Origin of the sequence: Maribacter sp. R77961 (genome assembly GCF_044594925.1) — a bacterium.
Taxonomy (GTDB): Bacteria; Bacteroidota; Bacteroidia; order Flavobacteriales; family Flavobacteriaceae; genus Maribacter.
On record NZ_CP138991.1, the window covers coordinates 2,868,659 to 2,886,127 of the forward strand.

Consider the following 17,469-nt stretch of genomic DNA (forward strand, 5'->3'; position numbering starts at 1 on the left):
ATATGCTAAAATACATTTTTATATATAAAAACAAATTTTTAGCTTTGTCTAAATTAATATTTTGAGTTATTTAAATATTATTTTAAGACTTTAATGAAACAATATATACTTCTCTCCTTTTTATTTCTATTCACTTTTTTTTGTAATGCGCAGTACAGTAGTGTTTTAGGAACCATTACTGCGGAAGGAGATCCCGTGCCATTTGCTAATATTTATCTTAAAAACACTCGAATCGGTACTTCCTCTGATGAGAATGGAACATATCAATTAGATAATATTGAAGCTGGAACACAGAAAATAATAGTTTCGATGCTTGGTTATAACCCTTTTAGCACCACCATTGAACTCGGCAAGGGCCAAACCCAACTTTTAGATATTGAACTCATTCCTTCGATGGAAGCATTAGACGAAATGGTCGTAACCGGCACTCTAAAAGCAGTACGGCGGTCAGAGAGTCCTGTGCCAGTAGAAGTTTACAGCCCTACCTTCCTAAAAAAGAACCCTACAGCAAGTATTTTCGAAGCTTTACAGAACGTAAACGGAGTACGGCCACAGATTAATTGCAACGTTTGTAACACGGGTGATATCCATATTAATGGTCTAGAAGGGCCATATACTTTGGTTTTAATTGATGGTATGCCTATAGTAAGTGGCTTAGGAACTGTCTACGGCCTATCAGGGATACCCAATTCCTTAATTGACCAGATTGAAATTGTTAAAGGTCCGGCATCGAGTTTATACGGAAGTGAAGCTGTGGGTGGACTAATTAATATCATCACAAAAAATTCTTTGGAAGCCCCAGACTTTTTCGCCGATGCCTTTGCCACCGGTTGGGGTGAATATAACTTAGATGTTGGGGCTAAGATAGCCGTAGGAAAGAAAACGGATATGCTACTGGGGGTCAATTATTTTAACTACGATGAAATAATAGATAATAACGGAGATAATTTTACTGACCTAACCTTACAGGACCGTATTTCTATCTTTCAAAAGTGGAATTTTAGACGTGATAAATCTAGAATATTTTCCTTAGCAGGAAGATTCTTTTACGAGGATAGATGGGGAGGAGAGCTTCAATGGACCCCAGGATTTAGAGGAGGAGACGAGATTTATGGTGAAAGTATCTACACCCGTAGGTGGGAAGTTATTGGAAAATATCAACTGCCAATAGATGAAAAAGTAATGCTTTCATTTTCGTACAACGACCATAATCAAAACTCTGTTTATGGGGATCTTTCGTATTTGGCAGACCAAAGAATAGGCTTTACACAACTTACTTGGGATAAAGTATCGGGTAAGCATGATTTATTATTTGGTGCGGCACTCCGTTACAACTACTACGACGACAATACAACGGCTACAATTGAGCCAGATGAAATAGTTATTCCCAGCCTATTCGTACAAGATGAAATTGCCTTTTCCAAGAAGCATTCTCTTTTATTGGGCATGCGTTATGATTATGACCAAAGACATGGCAACATTTTTACCCCCAGAACAGCCTACAGGTGGAAGATAACCGATAACGACATTCTACGTTTTAATGCGGGAACAGGTTTTAGAGTTGTAAATCTCTTTACGGAGGACCATGCAGCTTTAACGGGAGCAAGGGAAGTTGTGGTTACAGAGGAACTGAATCCGGAGCGTTCGTTTAACTTTAACCTTAATTATCTAAAAAAGATATATGGAGACGATGGTACTTTTATAAGTTTAGATGCATCCGCTTTTTACACTAACTTTAGCAATGCCATCTTACCGGATTACGACACCAATCCCAATCAGATTATATATGACAATTTAGATGGGAAATCTGTCTCTCAAGGTATTAGTGCCAATATTGATGTTGTTTTTCCAAGCGGATTCAAATTTTTACTCGGAGCTACTTTTCAAGATGTGGCCCAAACCGAAAACGGAATTAAACAAAGGCAAATCTTGACAGAAAGTTATACTGGAACTTGGAATTTTGGTTACACCTTCAGAAACTTGAAACTAAGTGTAGATTACACAGGGAATCTTTACGGACCCATGCGCCTACCAGTACTAGGTGAGAATGACCCACGAAGTGATTTTTCCCCGGTCTGGAGCATTCAAAACATTCAGTTCACTTACAAAGGTTTACCCGATTTTGAATTTTATGGCGGTATTAAAAACCTCTTGGACTGGACTCCTAACAGGGATAATCCCTTCATTATTGCGCGAGCTAACGATCCTTTTGATAGGGAAGTGACTTTTGACAATAGTGGTAACGCGGTTGCAACGCCAAACAATCCTAATGCGCTTACGTTTGATCCTTCTTATGTATATGGTCCTAACCAAGGTATTCGGGGATTTTTTGGAATGCGGTATCGAATTAACTAAATAAACCTAGGGGTTATTTTAATACAACCGGGTATTAATTGCTATTTTTGATTGATGCCCAAATTACAATACGATTACATCATTATTGGAGCTGGTGCTGCTGGACTTATGCTTGCGGACACTATGGGTAAAGATGCCTTCTTTGCAGAAAAATCAATTCTACTTTTAGATAAGGACACAAAAGAAACCAATGACCGTACTTGGTGTTTTTGGGAAAAGGGAGCGGGTTTATTCGAAGATATTATCTACAAGGAATGGAATCACATTTTCTTTGCGGGAAAGGGATTTTCAAAACGGTATGCTATACCTCCATATACCTACAAAATGGTCCGTGGAATAGATTTCTATTCCGCGTATTTAGCACGTATAAGAACCTATCCTAATATCACTTTTAAAAACGAGAGTGTTACCGGTATAGATGAAAAACAAAACGAAGTACATATCCATACTTCAGCGCATACTTACTCGGCGAAGGAAGTATTGAATAGTGTTTTCGACTATAAAATGGCGATCCGTCAGAATACTTATCCGGTACTTCAACAGCATTTTATAGGATGGGTAGTAAAGACTAAAAAGCCCGTTTTTGATGCGAGTCAGGCTACTTATATGGATTTCTCTATCGCACAAAAGGGAAACACAAGGTTCATGTATATACTACCGTACAGTACGGATACCGCCCTGATTGAATATACCCTATTCTCTGAAAAACTGCTTCCCAAAGATGCGTATGAGAAAGCAATAAAGGACTATCTACATGATAAATTAGATTGCTCTGATTACGAAATAGTAGAGAAAGAGCAAGGAAGTATACCTATGACCTGTTATGATTTTAAGGAACACCATACGGATAGAATTCGCTTTATTGGTACGGCAGGCGGATGGGCAAAACCTAGCACAGGCTATACCTTTATGAGCACCTCAAAGAAAATTCCACAACTTATAGCTTTTTTAAAAACAGGGAAGCCTTTAAAAGAGTTAAGCTTTAAAAATAGATTTTGGTTTTATGATCTGCTTCTTTTAGATGTACTTCATAGCGATAATGAAAAAGGCCATTTAATATTCCAAAAGCTATTCAAAAAAAGAGACCCCCAATTAATTTTTAAATTTTTAGATGAGGATACGAATATTTTTGAGGACATCTATTATATTTTAGGTTGTCCTAAAATACCTTTTACAAAAGCTTTGATCAAACGTCTATTCTAAACGGTTCTCTGCATAAGATGCTCTCCAAAAGCTCTTAGAATATCCTTTTTTTCCTGTGTTAACTCCAAACCTTCTAAAACTGCAAAGGCTTTTTTGGTATAATTTACGATGGCTTCCTGAGTAGCGGCAGCTGCTCCGCTTTCAGTAAAAATTGTTTTGACCGCTTCTACCTTACCCTCAGTTTCTTTGGGCTGTATGGAGTAAAGGTCCTGAAGTTGCTTTCGATTACTGGTACTACCAGCTTCCATTGCCTTGATAAAAAGATAGGTCTTTTTGTTTTCTATAATATCGCCCCCAACTTGCTTACCAAAAGTTTCAGGGTCGCCATAGACGTCTAAATAATCATCCTGCAACTGAAAAGCGATACCTAAGTTTAAACCAAAGGAATACATCTCCTCTTGAGATTTATCCGAGGCCTCTGCCACAATAGCCCCCATTTTCATGGCAGCGGCTACAAGAACAGCGGTTTTGTATTCTATCATTTTAAGATACTCCTGCAGGGTAACATCTTCCCTGGTTTCAAAATCAACATCGTATTGTTGGCCTTCACAAACTTCTAGTGCTGTTTTACTAAATAATTTTGCGAGATTTTTAAAGATATGCACTTCGTAATTTTCGAATAGCTGATAAGCCATTATAAGCATTGCATCTCCGGACAGAATACCTGTATTGATGTCCCATTTTTCATGAACCGTAGGTTTACCACGTCTTTTGGGAGCATCATCCATAATATCATCATGTACCAAAGAAAAATTATGAAATACTTCAATGGCCAATGCGGCATCTAAGGCATCATTATGGTCTTTTTCAAAGAGTTGCGCCGTTAGTAAAACCAGCACCGGTCTTAAACGTTTACCTCCCAATTTCAATATATAGGTAATGGGTGCGTATAAGTTTTTTGGCTCTTTGGTTTCTGTTTTTGATTCCAAATAAGATATGAAAACACTGCGATACTTTTCTATGGAGAGCATAGTCGAATTTTTATCAAAAATACATCCATTGTTACAAATAGTTCATAAAACCGTCGAATGATATGAAGAAAGTAGGTAGAAAAGTGCAATAGATTTTTAATTCGTCGTCTTTACTAATGAGCATCGCTTTAAAAACCGTTAATGGTTTCTGAAAAACAAGATAACAATAATTTAAATAATTTTTTTAAAGATGAATACCAGTCTTTAAAAGGATATGTACGTTCTAAAATTGAACATACTACGGAAAGCGATGCGGAGGATATTATACAAGATGTGGCACTCAGAATATTCTCAAGACCTCCCAATGCCATCCCAATTAAAAATGTGGGGGGATTTGTATACAATGCCGTCAAAAATAGGATTATTGATATCATGCGAACAAGAAAAGAGCGGATAACAAACGAAAGCGAAGTTGAACAGCTCTGGACTGATTTCACAGCAATGTTCTATGAAGGGCCAACGGTGGCATATTCCGAGCAGTTAAAGGAGAAATTGAAGCAAGCGATAACAGCCTTGAAATCACCTTACAGAGACATTATACTTGCGGTTGATTTCGAAGGATATACCTACAGAGAAATTTCGGAAGAAACCGGAATTTCACCAGGAACACTAATGTCTCGTAGACATAGGGCAATATCATTATTAGTAAAGCATTTAGAAATAGAACAAATAAAAAAATAAGTTATGGAGTATAAAGATCATTTGGAAAGACAGGTAGAGAACAAAGTAAAATATTACGTCACCAAAACATTCAAGGTACTATTTTTTATAGTCCTTGGGCTAGCGATTGCATTTTTGGTAGGCTACGTTGTCATGCGTTTATGGAATTGGCTCATGCCAGAACTTTTTGGCCTGCCACTGGTTGGCTATTGGCAAGCGGTAGGTATTTTAATTTTAGCCAAAATAATTTTTGGTTTTGGAGGTGGAGATGGACCTGGAAGTAGCAGCAAATCGAAGAAGCGACCAAATTCTAAAAGATGCGGATCACTTCGAAGAGATTTTTCCGAGTGGAAACACTATGATGCATTCTGGAAAGAAGAGGGCGAACAAGCGTATAAAAACTATTTAGAAAGAATTAAAAAAGAGGAGTAATGAGTGCAGCGAGAAATAATTCGAAAAAAAGAAAGTATCGATACCCAACAAGACCATTTTACTGGAGTCTTCATGCCAAACCCAGAAATACGATAGTGGAACAAGAAAAACCTGAGGATGAAATCGTCCTCCACAAAAAGGTGGTATAAAAAATTAAGACAATGTTAAAAAAGTGTAAAACTTAGGAAACTTTAAATGTTTTTAAAGTTTCCTAATGTACATTTGCTTTCGCTATGAAAGAAAGTATTCTAAATAAAGCAACTGAACTGTTCTTAGAACAAGGCTTCAAAAGTGTAACCATGGATGATTTGGCTATGGAAATGGGTATTTCTAAAAAAACCATTTACAGTCATTACCAAAATAAAACGGCTCTTGTTGAAGAGAGTACCGCTCATCTTTTAAGTTCTATTTCTTGTGGAATTGATACTATTAGGGGCTTAAAAAAGAACCCAATAGAAGAGCTGTACGAGATTAAAAAGTTTGTAATGCTACATCTAAAGGGCGAGAAATCTTCACCCCAATATCAATTACAAAAGTATTATCCTGAAATACATGGAGTTATGCGTCACAGACAATATGAAATGATGGAGGATTGTGTGTTAGAGAATATAAAAAGAGGAATAGATCAAGGCATATACCGAGAAAATCTGAATATAGATTTTGTCGCTCGCATTTATTTTAGTGGGGTTACAAGTATCAAGGACCTTAAACTTTTCCCTGTGAGTAAGTTTCCAATAGGAAAATTAATGGATGAGTACCTAGAATATCATCTTAGGGGTATTGTGACCCCAGATGGACGAAAAATATTAAATAATATCATCAATTCAAACCAAGAATAAATGCAATCATTCAGATTACTAGTACTGGCATTGTGCATAAGTAGTTGGTCTTTTGCCCAAGAAAAGACCTATAGTTTTACACTTCAAGAAGCTATAAACTTTGCCCTTGAGAATAATTATAGTGCCATCAATGCTGATCGCGATGTGTTGGACGCTAAAAAACAAAAATGGGAAACCATAGCCACCGGACTTCCACAAATTACAGGGGCAGTTAGCTATCAGAATCAATTAATTCAACAAGTGGTACAATTACCAGGAGAAATTGCAGGTGGAGAACCTGGAACTTTCGTAGAAGTAGTCTTTGGTCAGCCACAACAAATAAATGCGGCAGCAACTCTAAGACAACAACTTTTTGATGGGTCCTACATAGTAGGCGTACAAGCAACAAAAGCCTTTTTAAGTTATAGCGCTAATAATAAAGAAAAAACCGAACAAGAAGTAAGAAAGGCAGTAGTAGAGGCCTATGGCAATGTATTGTTATCGCAAGAAAGTGCGCTTATTCTAAGAAAGAATAAGGAAACATTAGAAAAAACACTTTTTGAGACGACGAAAATCTACGAAAACGGGTTGGGAGATGAAGAAAGCGTTGAGCAATTACAGATTACACTAAGCTCCATAGAAAACCAATTAAAGAATGCAATGCGTTTAGAAGAGATTACAAGGCAAATGCTCAATTTAGTTATGGGTATTGATTTAGATGCTCCCACTAAATTAAAGGAAGACCTTGATAATCTTACCGAAGCACAAATAGACTTTAATCTATTAGAAAGTGAATTAAAAATTGAAAATAATGTTGATTATAAATTAGTCACCAATCTAAACGAGCAGCGGTATTTTGAATGGAAGCTTGCAAAAAGTAGAGCCTTACCAACGCTTAACGCATTTGCATCCTACGGAGGACTATCGTTCGGAGAGGAATTCTCCTTTTTTGACAGCGGACAACAATGGTTTGAATTTTCTGCTATCGGTGTTGACTTGAGCATCCCAATATTCAGTTCAGGAAAAAGAAGTGCCAGTACAGCTAGAGCAAAAATAGCCTTAGAAAAAGCCAAGACACAACTTACCGAGGCCGAGCAACAAATTCGTCTTCAGTTACAGACTGCAAAAAGCAACTACACCTTGGCCATAGAACAGTATGAAACTTCGAAGAGCAACCTTAATCTTGCAGAACGTATAGAAAACAAAAATCAAATTAAATATGCAGAAGGCCTTGCAAGTAGTTTTGAGCTTCGCCAAGCACAAACACAGCTCTATGATGCCCAACAAGGTTATTTACAAAGCATGGTAGAGGTCATTAACAAAAAAACAGCCTTAGAAACTATACTTAACAACAAATCATAAAGAAGCGATCCTAAAACGAATACCAATGAAAAACATAATTTATTTCTTATTCCTAACGATTCTATTAACAGCTTGCGGAGGCTCAAACGAAAAATCCGTTACCGAACTTATTGCTGAAGGAAACCTTGAAACAATCAGGGAAAAGAAAAATGAGATTTCAGAAACTTACAAAACCCTAGGACAAGAAATCAAACAGCTAGATTCCGCAATTGCCGCACAGACCGGTGAAGGAAATCTTCCGCTTGTTTCAACAATTACGGCTAAAGCAGAAAAATTTGACCACTTTTTGGAACTTCAAGGCGATGTTACTACAAAACAGAATGTGCTTATTTACCCAGAAATGCAGGGTACATTGCAACGTGTTTATGTAAAAGAAGGACAACAGGTATCCAAAGGGCAGTTGTTGGCTTCAATCGATGATGGCGGTATGGCCAGTCAACTTTCACAACTAGAAACCCAAGCAGAGTTGGCCAAAACAACCTTTGAAAGGCAAGAGCGTCTTTGGAATCAGAAAATTGGTTCCGAAATACAATATTTACAGGCAAAAACAAACTATGAAGCAACACAAAGCACTGTAAAACAGGTTAGAAGTCAGCTAGGAAAATCGACCATTAGAGCTCCATTTTCAGGTATAATCGACAATGTGATAAAAGATCAGGGAACAGTAGTAGCCCCTGGGCCTGGTTCAGAAGTTTTTAGAATTGTAAACCTTTCCAATATGTATATTGAAGTTGATGTTCCAGAGACCTATTTAGGTGCCATTAAAAAAGGAAATACGGCCATGGTTTATTTTCCGGTATTAGGAGACACCATTATTTCTAAAATAAGGCAAACCGGAAATTTTATTAACCCAGGGAATAGGGCATTTAAAGTAGAGGTTGCTGTTCCTAATAGGGATAATACGATAAAGCCGAATTTAACGGCAAAAGTAAGCCTCAATGATTATTCCTCAGAGGCTGCAGTTTTGGTTCCACAAGGAATCATTTCTGAGAATGCGGAAGGACAACAATACCTTTATATTGCCAGCGATAGAGCAGAGGACAAGGCAACAGCGAAGAGACGTATTATAACCACAGGACGCACACAAGGTAATATGGTTGAAGTTTTATCTGGAATTACAGATGGGGATTTATTGATTAAAGAAGGCGCAAGGAGCGTAAAAGATGGCCAAAACGTGCAGATTTTAACTACGGAATAGTCCCTAGATAGTTAGTATAGGATACTTAAGCAAAAACTAGAAATGTCTTTGATGGAATTACTCCTGTGTAAAGACAAAAACTAAAGACTTAAAATGAGCAAACAAAAGAAAAACGCCGATAAAGAATTTAGCTTATCGTCTTGGGCTATAGATAACCCCTCCGTAATATATGTAATGATTGCCCTTTTCCTTTTAATAGGATACTCAGGTTACCAAGCTATGCCCAGAGAAGATTATCCGGAAATTGTAGAGACCAAAATTTACGTGAGCACCCCCTACCCCGGAAATACGGCTGAGGATATTGAACGCCTGCTTACCGACCCTCTTGAAGACCGTCTTAAAAATGTGAGTAATGTTGTCGAAACCACCTCCACCTCTCAGGAAGATTATTCTATAATCACTGTTGAATTTGATGAGGATATTACTGTTGAGCAGGCCAAACAGAAAGTAAAAGATGAAGTAGATGGAGAAAAGGCCAGTGAAGATTGGCCTACTTTTAATGGAGCAAAAGTAGAGCCGAATATCTTTGATCTAAACTTGGCAGAATCCTTTCCCATAATGAATGTAAACTTCACTGGAGATTATCCAGTAGAAAAGTTGAAGGAATTCGCAGAATACTTAGAAGAAGAGATTGAAAATTTACCAGAAATAAAACAGGTAGATATCCGTGGTGCTCAGAAGAAAGAGGTAGAAGTAGCTGTTGATGTATATAAAATGATGGCAGCCAAAGTAAATTTCCAAGATGTAATTGGCGCTATTAGTAATGGAAACATGACCATGTCCGCCGGCAATATAAAAACCTCGGAACAAAGACGCACCATTCGCGTATTAGGCGAGATAGAAAAGCCAGAAGAGCTTAATAATTTTGTAGTAAAATCGGACAATGGTCCGGTCTACCTTAAAGATATCGCTAAGGTATATTTTCAGGAAAAGGAGAAAACCACTTACGCTCGTGAATTTGGAGAGAGTGTTGTGATGCTGGATATTAAAAAACGGTCCGGTAAAAATACAATTGCGGCAACAACACAGATTCGTGAAATTGTGAAGAAAGCGCAAGAGGATTACTATCCTGCCGATTTAAATATATCTATCGCCAATGATTCATCGGATAGAACTTTGAACCAGGTGGATGATTTGGTGAACAATATCATCTTTGGTATTATTCTAGTTGTTACCGTTTTAATGTTTTTCCTTGGTTTTAGGAATGCACTATTCGTGGGTTTTGCGATACCAATGTCCATGTTTATATCCTTTGCCGTGCTAAATTTGGCTGGTTATACCCTAAATACGATGATTCTTTTTGGAATGATCATGGGACTGGGAATGTTAGTGGATAATGGTATCGTAGTGGTAGAAAATGTATATCGTTTAATGAGTGAGGGCATGAGCCGCACCGAGGCAGCAAAGAAAGGAATAGGCGAAATAGCGTTCCCTATTATCATATCTACTGTTACTACAGTGGCAGCTTTTGTTCCATTAGCTTTTTGGCCAGGTATCTTTGGACAGTTCATGATTTTCTTTCCCATAACCCTATCCGTTGTATTGGGATCATCCTTATTCGTAGCAATTTTCATGAATTCTATGTTGGTTTCCCAATTTATGGATACGGAGGAAAAAGAACTCACTAAAAAACAACTACTGCGTATAAGCGCCATATTAGGTGGCTTTGGTATTTTAATACTCCTGTTCGGTGGTGCCATGAGAGGGCTAGGCACGGTAATGATTTTTACCGCTATCTTATTTTGGGTTTACAAATATGCCATTAAGAAATGGGCAACGAAATTTCAGAACAGTACCATGGTACGTTTTGAAAACTGGTACGAAAGACGCATAAAACATGCATTGAGAGGCAAAAATGTGTACTGGTATTTTGGCATAACCTTTGCCTTATTAATAGCAACGTTTATGCTTTTTGGAATGTCAATCGGTTCTGGTAGAACAAAAATTGAATTCTTTCCGGAAAACACACCAAATGAAATATATGTCTACATAGAATATCCGGAAGGGACTTCTATTTCAAAAACGAACACGCTTACCAAGGCCATTGAAGACCGTGTTTATGAAGTAGTGAACAGAGCAATGTATATTGATCCTGCAGGAGAAAATTATTTGGTGGAATCTGCGGTATCCCAAGTTGGAGAAGGTGCTGGAAATCCCCAAACAGATGGTGGCTCCTCTGCAGAGATGCCCCACAGGGGAAAGGTTACCGTATCAATGCGCGAATACAAATACCGCAATGGTCTGGACACGGAAAAGCTTCGCGGCAAAATACAGGAAACCTTAACAGGTATTTATCCAGGTGTATCAATTTCTGTTGAAAAAAATGCTGACGGTCCACCTCCAGGATACCCCGTGAATATTGAGCTAGAAGGGAAAGATTATAATGAGTTGATCGGAACTGCTGAAGACATCAGAAACTTCATCAATACAAAAAATATTGCTTTTATAGAGGAATTGAAGATTGACGTAAATAAGAGCAAACCTTCCATGCAAGTTATCGTAGATCGTCAAAAAGCCGGAGAATTAGGCGTGGCCGTTGGTCAGGTAGGACAACAATTAAGACGTTCCCTATTTGGTGAAAAAGCGGGTGTTTATAAGTTAGACGGAGACGATTATGATATTAATGTCCGCTTCAATGAAGATATCCGATTTGACAAGAATGCCCTGTTCAATCAAAATATCATTTTTAGAGATGCTGCCACTGGTCAGATTAAGGAAGTTCCCGTATCCGCTGTAGCATCACAGAAAAACTCATCAGGTTATAGCGCAATAAAGCACAGGAATGGTAATCGTGTGGTTACGGTTTATTCCGGACTTAAGGCAGGTGGTAACCCAGCTTTGGTAGTTGATGAAATTAAAAAAGTGATGGAAAACTATGAAGGTATTCCAGATACCGTAAAAGTCGATTTTACCGGAGAAATTGAAGAGCAGAACAAACAAATGAACTTTTTGGTAGGCGCATTTTTCTCAGGGCTCGGTCTTATTATGCTAATTCTCATTTTTCAGTTTGGTGGTATTTCCAAACCGTTAATTATTATGATTGCTATTTTCCTGAGTTTTATTGGTGTCTTTGGTGGACTTATGATTACTGGTTGGTCCTTCGTGATTCTAATGACCATGATGGGTATCATTTCCCTTGCGGGGATTGTGGTAAATAATGGTGTTGTACTGTTGGATTATACGCAGATATTGATTGACCGTAGAAAGGTAAAGTTAGATTTAGATGATAAAGATTTACTTCCTATGGAAGAAGCCACGGATATAATAGTAAAGAGTGGAAAAGCAAGACTAAGACCTGTAATACTAACAGCTATTACTACGGTACTTGGTTTGATACCTCTAGCAATTGGACTGAATATAGATTTCTTTTCGCTATTCTCATCGTTTGACCCAAAGATTTATATAGGCGGTGATAACGTTATTTTCTGGGGACCCTTAGCTTGGACGGTAATTTTCGGTCTAATCGTGGCCACCTTCCTTACCCTGATTATTGTACCCGTATTGTTCAATATTGTATATAGAATTAAAACTTCTGTACGTGGGCGTGGAAGTAGAAATGACAAAACAGAAGCTTTAGAAGCGGCAGCTTAAGCACACGGGTAGTAATCAAAAAAGCCTGTACTTTTAAAGTACAGGCTTTTTTATGGGTTATGCTAATTTTAATTTTTAACTAGAGATTTTTTTTGCTTTGCATCGGTAACGGCAGCAATTCTATTGTTGTTAAAATCTACCTCCTTTACGGCATCACCTTCCCAAAACATCCAAGTACCAGTTTTTACACCGTTAGAATAATTCCCCATGGCAACTCTAGCTCCATTTTCGTCATACATCTTCCACTCTCCCTCTAACTGTTGGTTTAAAAAATACCCTTGCTGAGCAACTTCACCATTGGCGTGAAAGTAAGTTGCTTTTACCATATTGCCCTCTTTTTCAAACTTAGGCGCTATGTCTTGAGCGAAAGCTCCAAATGAAAATGCCATTAAGGCCATAATTAGTATTTTTCTCATGATATTATTTTTTAAAATTGATATTTATCTAACATTAACGTTACAAAGTTAAGATTATTTTACATTAAATCAATTTTTAAATAACATTTAATTTACATTAAATTTACATTAAATAGGCAATTAATTGATTTTCAGTCTTATAACTGAATTACTTTAACGCCTTTAAATCATATCCTTCAACTATAAAACCTCCATTTTAGATACATCTTTAATGGATTAGACTTCTTAAATTTGCTCTTTACTTAAAGAAACTACGATGTATAGAAGCCATTCCTGTGGAGAATTGAGAGAATCGCATATCACCAATAGTGTAACACTTTCAGGGTGGGTATCCAAAACTAGAGATAAGGGTTTTGTAGTTTGGGTAGACCTTCGTGATCGCTATGGAATTACGCAATTAGTATTCGATGCGGACAGAACTTCTCCCGAATTATTGGAACAAGCCAGAAATCTGGGTCGGGAATTCGTAATCCAAGTGAAAGGGCAAGTAATTGAACGTGCCTCTAAAAATCCGAACATCCCAACGGGAAATATAGAAGTACTTGTAGAAGAGCTAGTAATTCTGAACACCTCCAAAACTCCCCCTTTTACCATAGAAAACGAAACTGACGGCGGCGAAGATCTTCGAATGAAGTACCGCTATTTAGATATTCGCAGAAACCCGGTTAAAGACAACCTTATCTTTAGAAGTAAGGTTACCATGGAGGTTAGAAAGTATCTTTCCAACCAAGATTTCATAGAGGTAGAAACTCCTTATTTAATAAAATCCACACCAGAGGGTGCTCGCGATTTTGTGGTCCCCAGTCGTATGAACGAAGGACAGTTTTATGCATTGCCACAATCACCACAGACTTTTAAGCAATTACTTATGGTGGGCGGTATGGATAAATATTTTCAGATTGTAAAGTGTTTTAGAGATGAAGATTTACGTGCCGATAGACAGCCAGAATTTACACAAATAGATTGTGAAATGGCCTTCGTGGAGCAGGAAGATATTTTAAGTGCTTTTGAAGGATTAACGAAACATTTATTAAAGGAAGTTAAAGGGGTAGAAATCGACAGTTTCCCAAGAATGACATTTGATGAAGCCATGGCAAAATATGGTAACGACAAACCAGATATTCGTTTTGGAATGGAATTCGGGGAACTAAACGAAGTAACACAACACAAAGAATTCAACGTTTTTAATTCAGCAGAGCTAGTCGTCGGTATAGCCGTTCCCAGAGGAAATTCTTACACGAGAAAAGAAATAGACAAACTAACGGATTGGGTTAAAAGACCACAGGTAGGCGCACTAGGTATGGTGTACTGTAGATGTAATGAGGACGGTAGTTTCAAATCTTCCGTAGATAAATTCTATGACCAAGAAGATTTAGCCAAATGGGCGGAGGCGACCAATGCTAAACCAGGGGATTTAATTTGTGTATTATCGGGTGCTACCAATAAAGTAAGAGCGCAATTAAGTGCTTTGCGTATGGAGCTAGCGACACGATTAGGCCTTAGAAAAAACACTGAATTTGCACCCTTGTGGGTGATAGACTTCCCTTTATTGGAGTTAGATGAAGAAACGGGTCATTACCATGCCATGCATCATCCATTTACTTCTCCAAAACCCGGTCAATTAGAATTATTGGAGACTTACCCAGCAGCGGTGCGCGCCAATGCCTATGATTTGGTATTAAACGGTAATGAAATAGGTGGAGGCTCTATACGTATTCATGATAAGGAAACCCAAGCGACCATGTTCCGACACTTAGGTTTTACACCAGAAGAAGCAAAGGCACAATTTGGATTTTTAATGGATGCTTTTCAATACGGCGCCCCACCACATGGTGGAATTGCTTTTGGCTTGGATAGATTGGTTGCCATTCTTGGCGGACAGGAAACCATACGTGATTTTATCGCCTTTCCTAAAAATAACAGTGGGCGCGACGTAATGATAGATGCCCCCGCCCCTATTGATAAAGAGCAATTGAAGGAATTGAATTTGAAGTTGGATATATAATTCAAATCTAAAGGTTATTTATTTTAGTAAGGATTTACTTTACTTAAAAGATGATCTAACAAAATAGATTACTTTTAAGAGGTAAAGCATGGCTATGCCCAACCAAAAAAACAGTCTTTTAAAACGTATTTACAAATGGAGATACAAGCATATTTCCAACAAGACATTCATATACCTACTTAGTGTCATCGTTGGTCTATTGGCAGGCCTGGCTTCGGTCACGTTAAAGAATATTACTTATTTCATAGAGGCATCTTTAGAAAATGGGATTATCCTAACCAGGAATCAGCTCTATTTTATACTTCCCATTCTAGGCCTAACCTTTGTTTTTCTCTATGTAAAATACGTGCATAAAGAAAAGTTGAAGCACGCAGTATCCTCAATCTTATTTTCGCTTTCAAAAAATAAAGGCATCATTAGCAAAAAACAGGTTTTAACACAACTCATTGCGGCCCCACTAACGGTAGGATTTGGTGGTTCTGTAGGGCTATTGGGACCTGCGGTAGCTTCGGGAGCGGCTATTAGCTCCAATCTTGGACAACTTTTTCATATTAATACAAAGACACGGTCGCTATTAATTGCCTGCGCATCGGCGGGAGCAATATCCTCCATATTTCAGGCACCCATTGCCGCAATAATTTTTGCAGTGGAAGTTTTTAGTTTGGATTTGACCATGATTTCCATGTTGCCCCTTCTACTCGCATCAATCTCTGGCGTACTGACCTCCTATTTTTTTCTGGGTAACGAAGTTCTTTTCAAATTCACCATTACACAATCCTTCGAGATAAAAGATACTTTATTCTACATTTTACTTGGTGTGGGCACAGCAATAGCGTCTATTTACTTTACCAAGATGTATTTTGGTATTATGAAGCTTTTTAAACCCCTTAAAAGCCCAAAATACCGTTTGTTAGTTGGTGGTTTAGCTATTGGCATCATGCTCTATTTCATTCCTCCCCTTTATGGTGAGGGTTTCGGTTTCATAAATCATTTGTTAGATGGCAATCATCTACTTGCGCTAGGCACTACGCCTTTTGATGCTTTTATGGATAATATCTGGGTAGTTATTGCTTTGCTATTTGGAATTACCATATTCAAGGCGGTAGCCATGACCACAACTTTAGCGGCGGGAGGTGCAGGAGGTATTTTTATACCTACTATGGTTATGGGCAGTGCTTTGGGTAATGTTGTGGGAAAGGTCATTAATAATCTAGGTCTTGGTTTTACGGTATCGGAAAGTAATTTCACTTTAATAGGGATGGCAGGTCTTATCGCAGGTGTACTACATGCGCCTTTAACGGCAATTTTTTTAATAGCGGAGATTACAGGCGGCTATGAGCTTTTTGTTCCTTTGATGATTACCGCTTCGATTTCATATATCATCACCAAAAATGCTATAGACTATACTATCTATACTAGAGAATTGGCAGAGCGTGGTGATTTGTTGACACATAACAAGGACCAAGCGGTTTTAACGCTAATGCAGCTTGATGATATCATTGAAAAAAACTTTAAAACCGTACATCCAGATATGACGCTGGGAGCTATGCTACATGAGTCTGTTGCTAAATCAGCTAGAAATATATTTCCTGTTGTAGATAATAAAAATTCCTTGGTAGGTATTATTCTTTTGGATGATATCCGTGAATTTATGTTCGACACTTCGCTATATAAAACAACACGCGTAGAAACTTTTATGCACAACGCTCCAGAACATATTTTCCATGGCAAGGATAGTATGCAACAGGTGATGCAAAAATTTCAGGATAGCGGTGCATGGAACCTCCCAGTAATTAAAAACGGTAAATACGAAGGGTTCGTTTCCAAATCCAAATTACTAACGGCCTATCGCAGGGAGCTTATCAATTTTACAAGTAACTAATTTTCATTCTGTAAATTTGCACTATGAAATATCTGATTTCGCTTATTGTCTGCATAGCTTTTGGCTTAATTATTTATGGCTTTTCCTTAGATGAAAAAGAAGAGGCGATGGCAGATAAATTTATAGGCTCAGGTACGCTAACTTTATTTCTTGTCGCCATGCCACTTTTTCTATACAAAGAGAGTAAAACTAGAAAGTGGAACGACTATATGCTTACAGAAGAAAACGTGAGAAAAATGCAAGGAAAAGAGCCTAAAAATACTGATAATCAGGATAATCCATCTAATTAATTTCTTCCACATAACGTTTCTTAATCAAAAAAAGATTAAATTAGAGTACTAACATTTAATCTTTATTTTCATGACTGGCACAGTTAAATTTTTTAATGAATCCAAAGGATATGGCTTCATTACCAATGACGACACTGGAAAGGACATCTTTGTCCATGCAACCGCGCTTAACGGAACAGAACTAAGAGAAGGGGACAAAGTAGCCTACGTTGAGGAAGAAGGAAGAAAAGGAGTAGTCGCAGGACAAGTACAAGTCCTTTAAGCTACGTACGCTATTATGTACAAA

The 17,469-nt window shown here is 37.8% G+C and carries 15 protein-coding genes; 13 read left to right on the forward strand and 2 right to left on the reverse strand.

What is annotated here, in order from left to right; translation table 11 throughout:
- Positions 1 to 93 precede the first annotated feature (93 nt).
- Both SJY09_RS12320 and SJY09_RS12325 read left to right on the forward strand, forming a co-directional pair.
- The gene (locus tag SJY09_RS12320) at positions 94 to 2,355 is read left to right on the forward strand and encodes a TonB-dependent receptor domain-containing protein (protein WP_396636016.1); all 2,262 of its coding nucleotides are present in this window, start codon (positions 94 to 96) and stop codon (positions 2,353 to 2,355) included.
- Between the two features lie 54 nt (positions 2,356 to 2,409).
- Positions 2,410 to 3,558 (forward strand): lycopene cyclase family protein, encoded by a 1,149-nt coding sequence (locus SJY09_RS12325; RefSeq protein WP_396636017.1) that lies wholly within the window; start codon positions 2,410 to 2,412, stop codon positions 3,556 to 3,558.
- Here SJY09_RS12325 and SJY09_RS12330 read toward each other — a convergent pair.
- Positions 3,555 to 4,529 (reverse strand): polyprenyl synthetase family protein, encoded by a 975-nt coding sequence (locus SJY09_RS12330; RefSeq protein ID WP_396636018.1) that lies wholly within the window; start codon positions 4,527 to 4,529, stop codon positions 3,555 to 3,557. The genes SJY09_RS12325 and SJY09_RS12330 overlap by 4 nt on opposite strands.
- Positions 4,530 to 4,670: 141 nt before the next feature.
- On the opposite strand from SJY09_RS12330, the gene SJY09_RS12335 reads away from it, so the two are divergent.
- The 7 genes from SJY09_RS12335 (at position 4,671) to SJY09_RS12365 (ending at position 12,590) form a co-directional block, all read left to right on the forward strand.
- Positions 4,671 to 5,210: an RNA polymerase sigma factor gene (locus SJY09_RS12335; RefSeq protein ID WP_396636019.1), complete on the forward strand. Its 540-nt coding sequence runs from the start codon at positions 4,671 to 4,673 to the stop codon at positions 5,208 to 5,210.
- Positions 5,211 to 5,213: 3 nt separating this feature from the next.
- Positions 5,214 to 5,621 carry a hypothetical protein gene (locus SJY09_RS12340; RefSeq protein WP_396636020.1) on the forward strand — a complete coding sequence of 136 codons (408 nt, stop codon included), beginning with the start codon at positions 5,214 to 5,216 and terminating at the stop codon, positions 5,619 to 5,621.
- Entirely contained in the window at positions 5,621 to 5,770 is a 150-nt protein-coding gene (locus SJY09_RS12345) for a hypothetical protein (protein ID WP_396636021.1), read from the forward strand. The genes SJY09_RS12340 and SJY09_RS12345 overlap by 1 nt, the downstream gene beginning before the upstream one ends.
- An 84-nt stretch (positions 5,771 to 5,854) precedes the next feature.
- Positions 5,855 to 6,460 (forward strand): TetR/AcrR family transcriptional regulator, encoded by a 606-nt coding sequence (locus SJY09_RS12350; protein ID WP_396636022.1) that lies wholly within the window; start codon positions 5,855 to 5,857, stop codon positions 6,458 to 6,460.
- A complete protein-coding gene (locus SJY09_RS12355; protein WP_396636023.1) occupies positions 6,461 to 7,801 on the forward strand; it encodes a TolC family protein in 1,341 nt (446 codons plus the stop codon).
- A 25-nt stretch (positions 7,802 to 7,826) separates the two neighbouring features.
- The gene (locus SJY09_RS12360; RefSeq protein WP_396636024.1) at positions 7,827 to 8,999 is read left to right on the forward strand and encodes an efflux RND transporter periplasmic adaptor subunit; all 1,173 of its coding nucleotides are present in this window, start codon (positions 7,827 to 7,829) and stop codon (positions 8,997 to 8,999) included.
- A gap of 93 nt (positions 9,000 to 9,092) precedes the next feature.
- Complete coding sequence (locus SJY09_RS12365) at positions 9,093 to 12,590, forward strand: efflux RND transporter permease subunit (RefSeq protein WP_396636025.1); 3,498 nt, start codon at positions 9,093 to 9,095, stop codon at positions 12,588 to 12,590.
- A gap of 68 nt (positions 12,591 to 12,658) precedes the next feature.
- Here the strand turns inward: SJY09_RS12365 and SJY09_RS12370 are convergent, their stop codons facing one another.
- A complete protein-coding gene (locus tag SJY09_RS12370) occupies positions 12,659 to 13,006 on the reverse strand; it encodes a toxin-antitoxin system YwqK family antitoxin (protein WP_396636026.1) in 348 nt (115 codons plus the stop codon).
- A gap of 256 nt (positions 13,007 to 13,262) precedes the next feature.
- Here SJY09_RS12370 and aspS point away from each other — a divergent pair, with 256 nt between their 5' ends.
- The 4 genes from aspS (at position 13,263) to SJY09_RS12390 (ending at position 17,445) form a co-directional block, all read left to right on the forward strand.
- Positions 13,263 to 15,011, forward strand: coding sequence for an aspartate--tRNA ligase (aspS, locus tag SJY09_RS12375; protein WP_396636027.1), 1,749 nt, complete (start codon positions 13,263 to 13,265; stop codon positions 15,009 to 15,011).
- A 94-nt stretch (positions 15,012 to 15,105) separates the two neighbouring features.
- Complete coding sequence (locus SJY09_RS12380; protein ID WP_396636028.1) at positions 15,106 to 16,893, forward strand: chloride channel protein; 1,788 nt, start codon at positions 15,106 to 15,108, stop codon at positions 16,891 to 16,893.
- A gap of 23 nt (positions 16,894 to 16,916) precedes the next feature.
- Positions 16,917 to 17,183, forward strand: coding sequence for a hypothetical protein (locus SJY09_RS12385; protein WP_396636029.1), 267 nt, complete (start codon positions 16,917 to 16,919; stop codon positions 17,181 to 17,183).
- Between the two features lie 70 nt (positions 17,184 to 17,253).
- Positions 17,254 to 17,445, forward strand: a complete 192-nt coding sequence (locus SJY09_RS12390) for a cold-shock protein (protein ID WP_396636030.1) — start codon at positions 17,254 to 17,256, stop codon at positions 17,443 to 17,445.
- The last annotated feature ends 24 nt before the right edge of the window (positions 17,446 to 17,469 follow it).

Bases quoted from the DNA above. Each gene is read 5' to 3' on its own strand.
- aspS (WP_396636027.1), top strand. From the start codon at position 13,263: ATGTATAGAAGCCATTCCTGTGGAGAATTGAGAGAATCGCATATCACC.
- SJY09_RS12365 (WP_396636025.1), top strand. From the start codon at position 9,093: ATGAGCAAACAAAAGAAAAACGCCGATAAAGAATTTAGCTTATCGTCT.
- SJY09_RS12325 (WP_396636017.1), top strand. From the start codon at position 2,410: ATGCCCAAATTACAATACGATTACATCATTATTGGAGCTGGTGCTGCT.
- SJY09_RS12320 (WP_396636016.1), top strand. From the start codon at position 94: ATGAAACAATATATACTTCTCTCCTTTTTATTTCTATTCACTTTTTTT.
- SJY09_RS12380 (WP_396636028.1), top strand. From the start codon at position 15,106: ATGCCCAACCAAAAAAACAGTCTTTTAAAACGTATTTACAAATGGAGA.
- SJY09_RS12390 (WP_396636030.1), top strand. From the start codon at position 17,254: ATGACTGGCACAGTTAAATTTTTTAATGAATCCAAAGGATATGGCTTC.
- SJY09_RS12330 (WP_396636018.1), bottom strand. From the start codon at position 4,529: ATGCTCTCCATAGAAAAGTATCGCAGTGTTTTCATATCTTATTTGGAA.
- SJY09_RS12360 (WP_396636024.1), top strand. From the start codon at position 7,827: ATGAAAAACATAATTTATTTCTTATTCCTAACGATTCTATTAACAGCT.
- SJY09_RS12355 (WP_396636023.1), top strand. From the start codon at position 6,461: ATGCAATCATTCAGATTACTAGTACTGGCATTGTGCATAAGTAGTTGG.
- SJY09_RS12340 (WP_396636020.1), top strand. From the start codon at position 5,214: ATGGAGTATAAAGATCATTTGGAAAGACAGGTAGAGAACAAAGTAAAA.
- SJY09_RS12335 (WP_396636019.1), top strand. From the start codon at position 4,671: ATGGTTTCTGAAAAACAAGATAACAATAATTTAAATAATTTTTTTAAA.
- SJY09_RS12385 (WP_396636029.1), top strand. From the start codon at position 16,917: ATGAAATATCTGATTTCGCTTATTGTCTGCATAGCTTTTGGCTTAATT.
- SJY09_RS12370 (WP_396636026.1), bottom strand. From the start codon at position 13,006: ATGAGAAAAATACTAATTATGGCCTTAATGGCATTTTCATTTGGAGCT.
- SJY09_RS12345 (WP_396636021.1), top strand. From the start codon at position 5,621: ATGAGTGCAGCGAGAAATAATTCGAAAAAAAGAAAGTATCGATACCCA.
- SJY09_RS12350 (WP_396636022.1), top strand. From the start codon at position 5,855: ATGAAAGAAAGTATTCTAAATAAAGCAACTGAACTGTTCTTAGAACAA.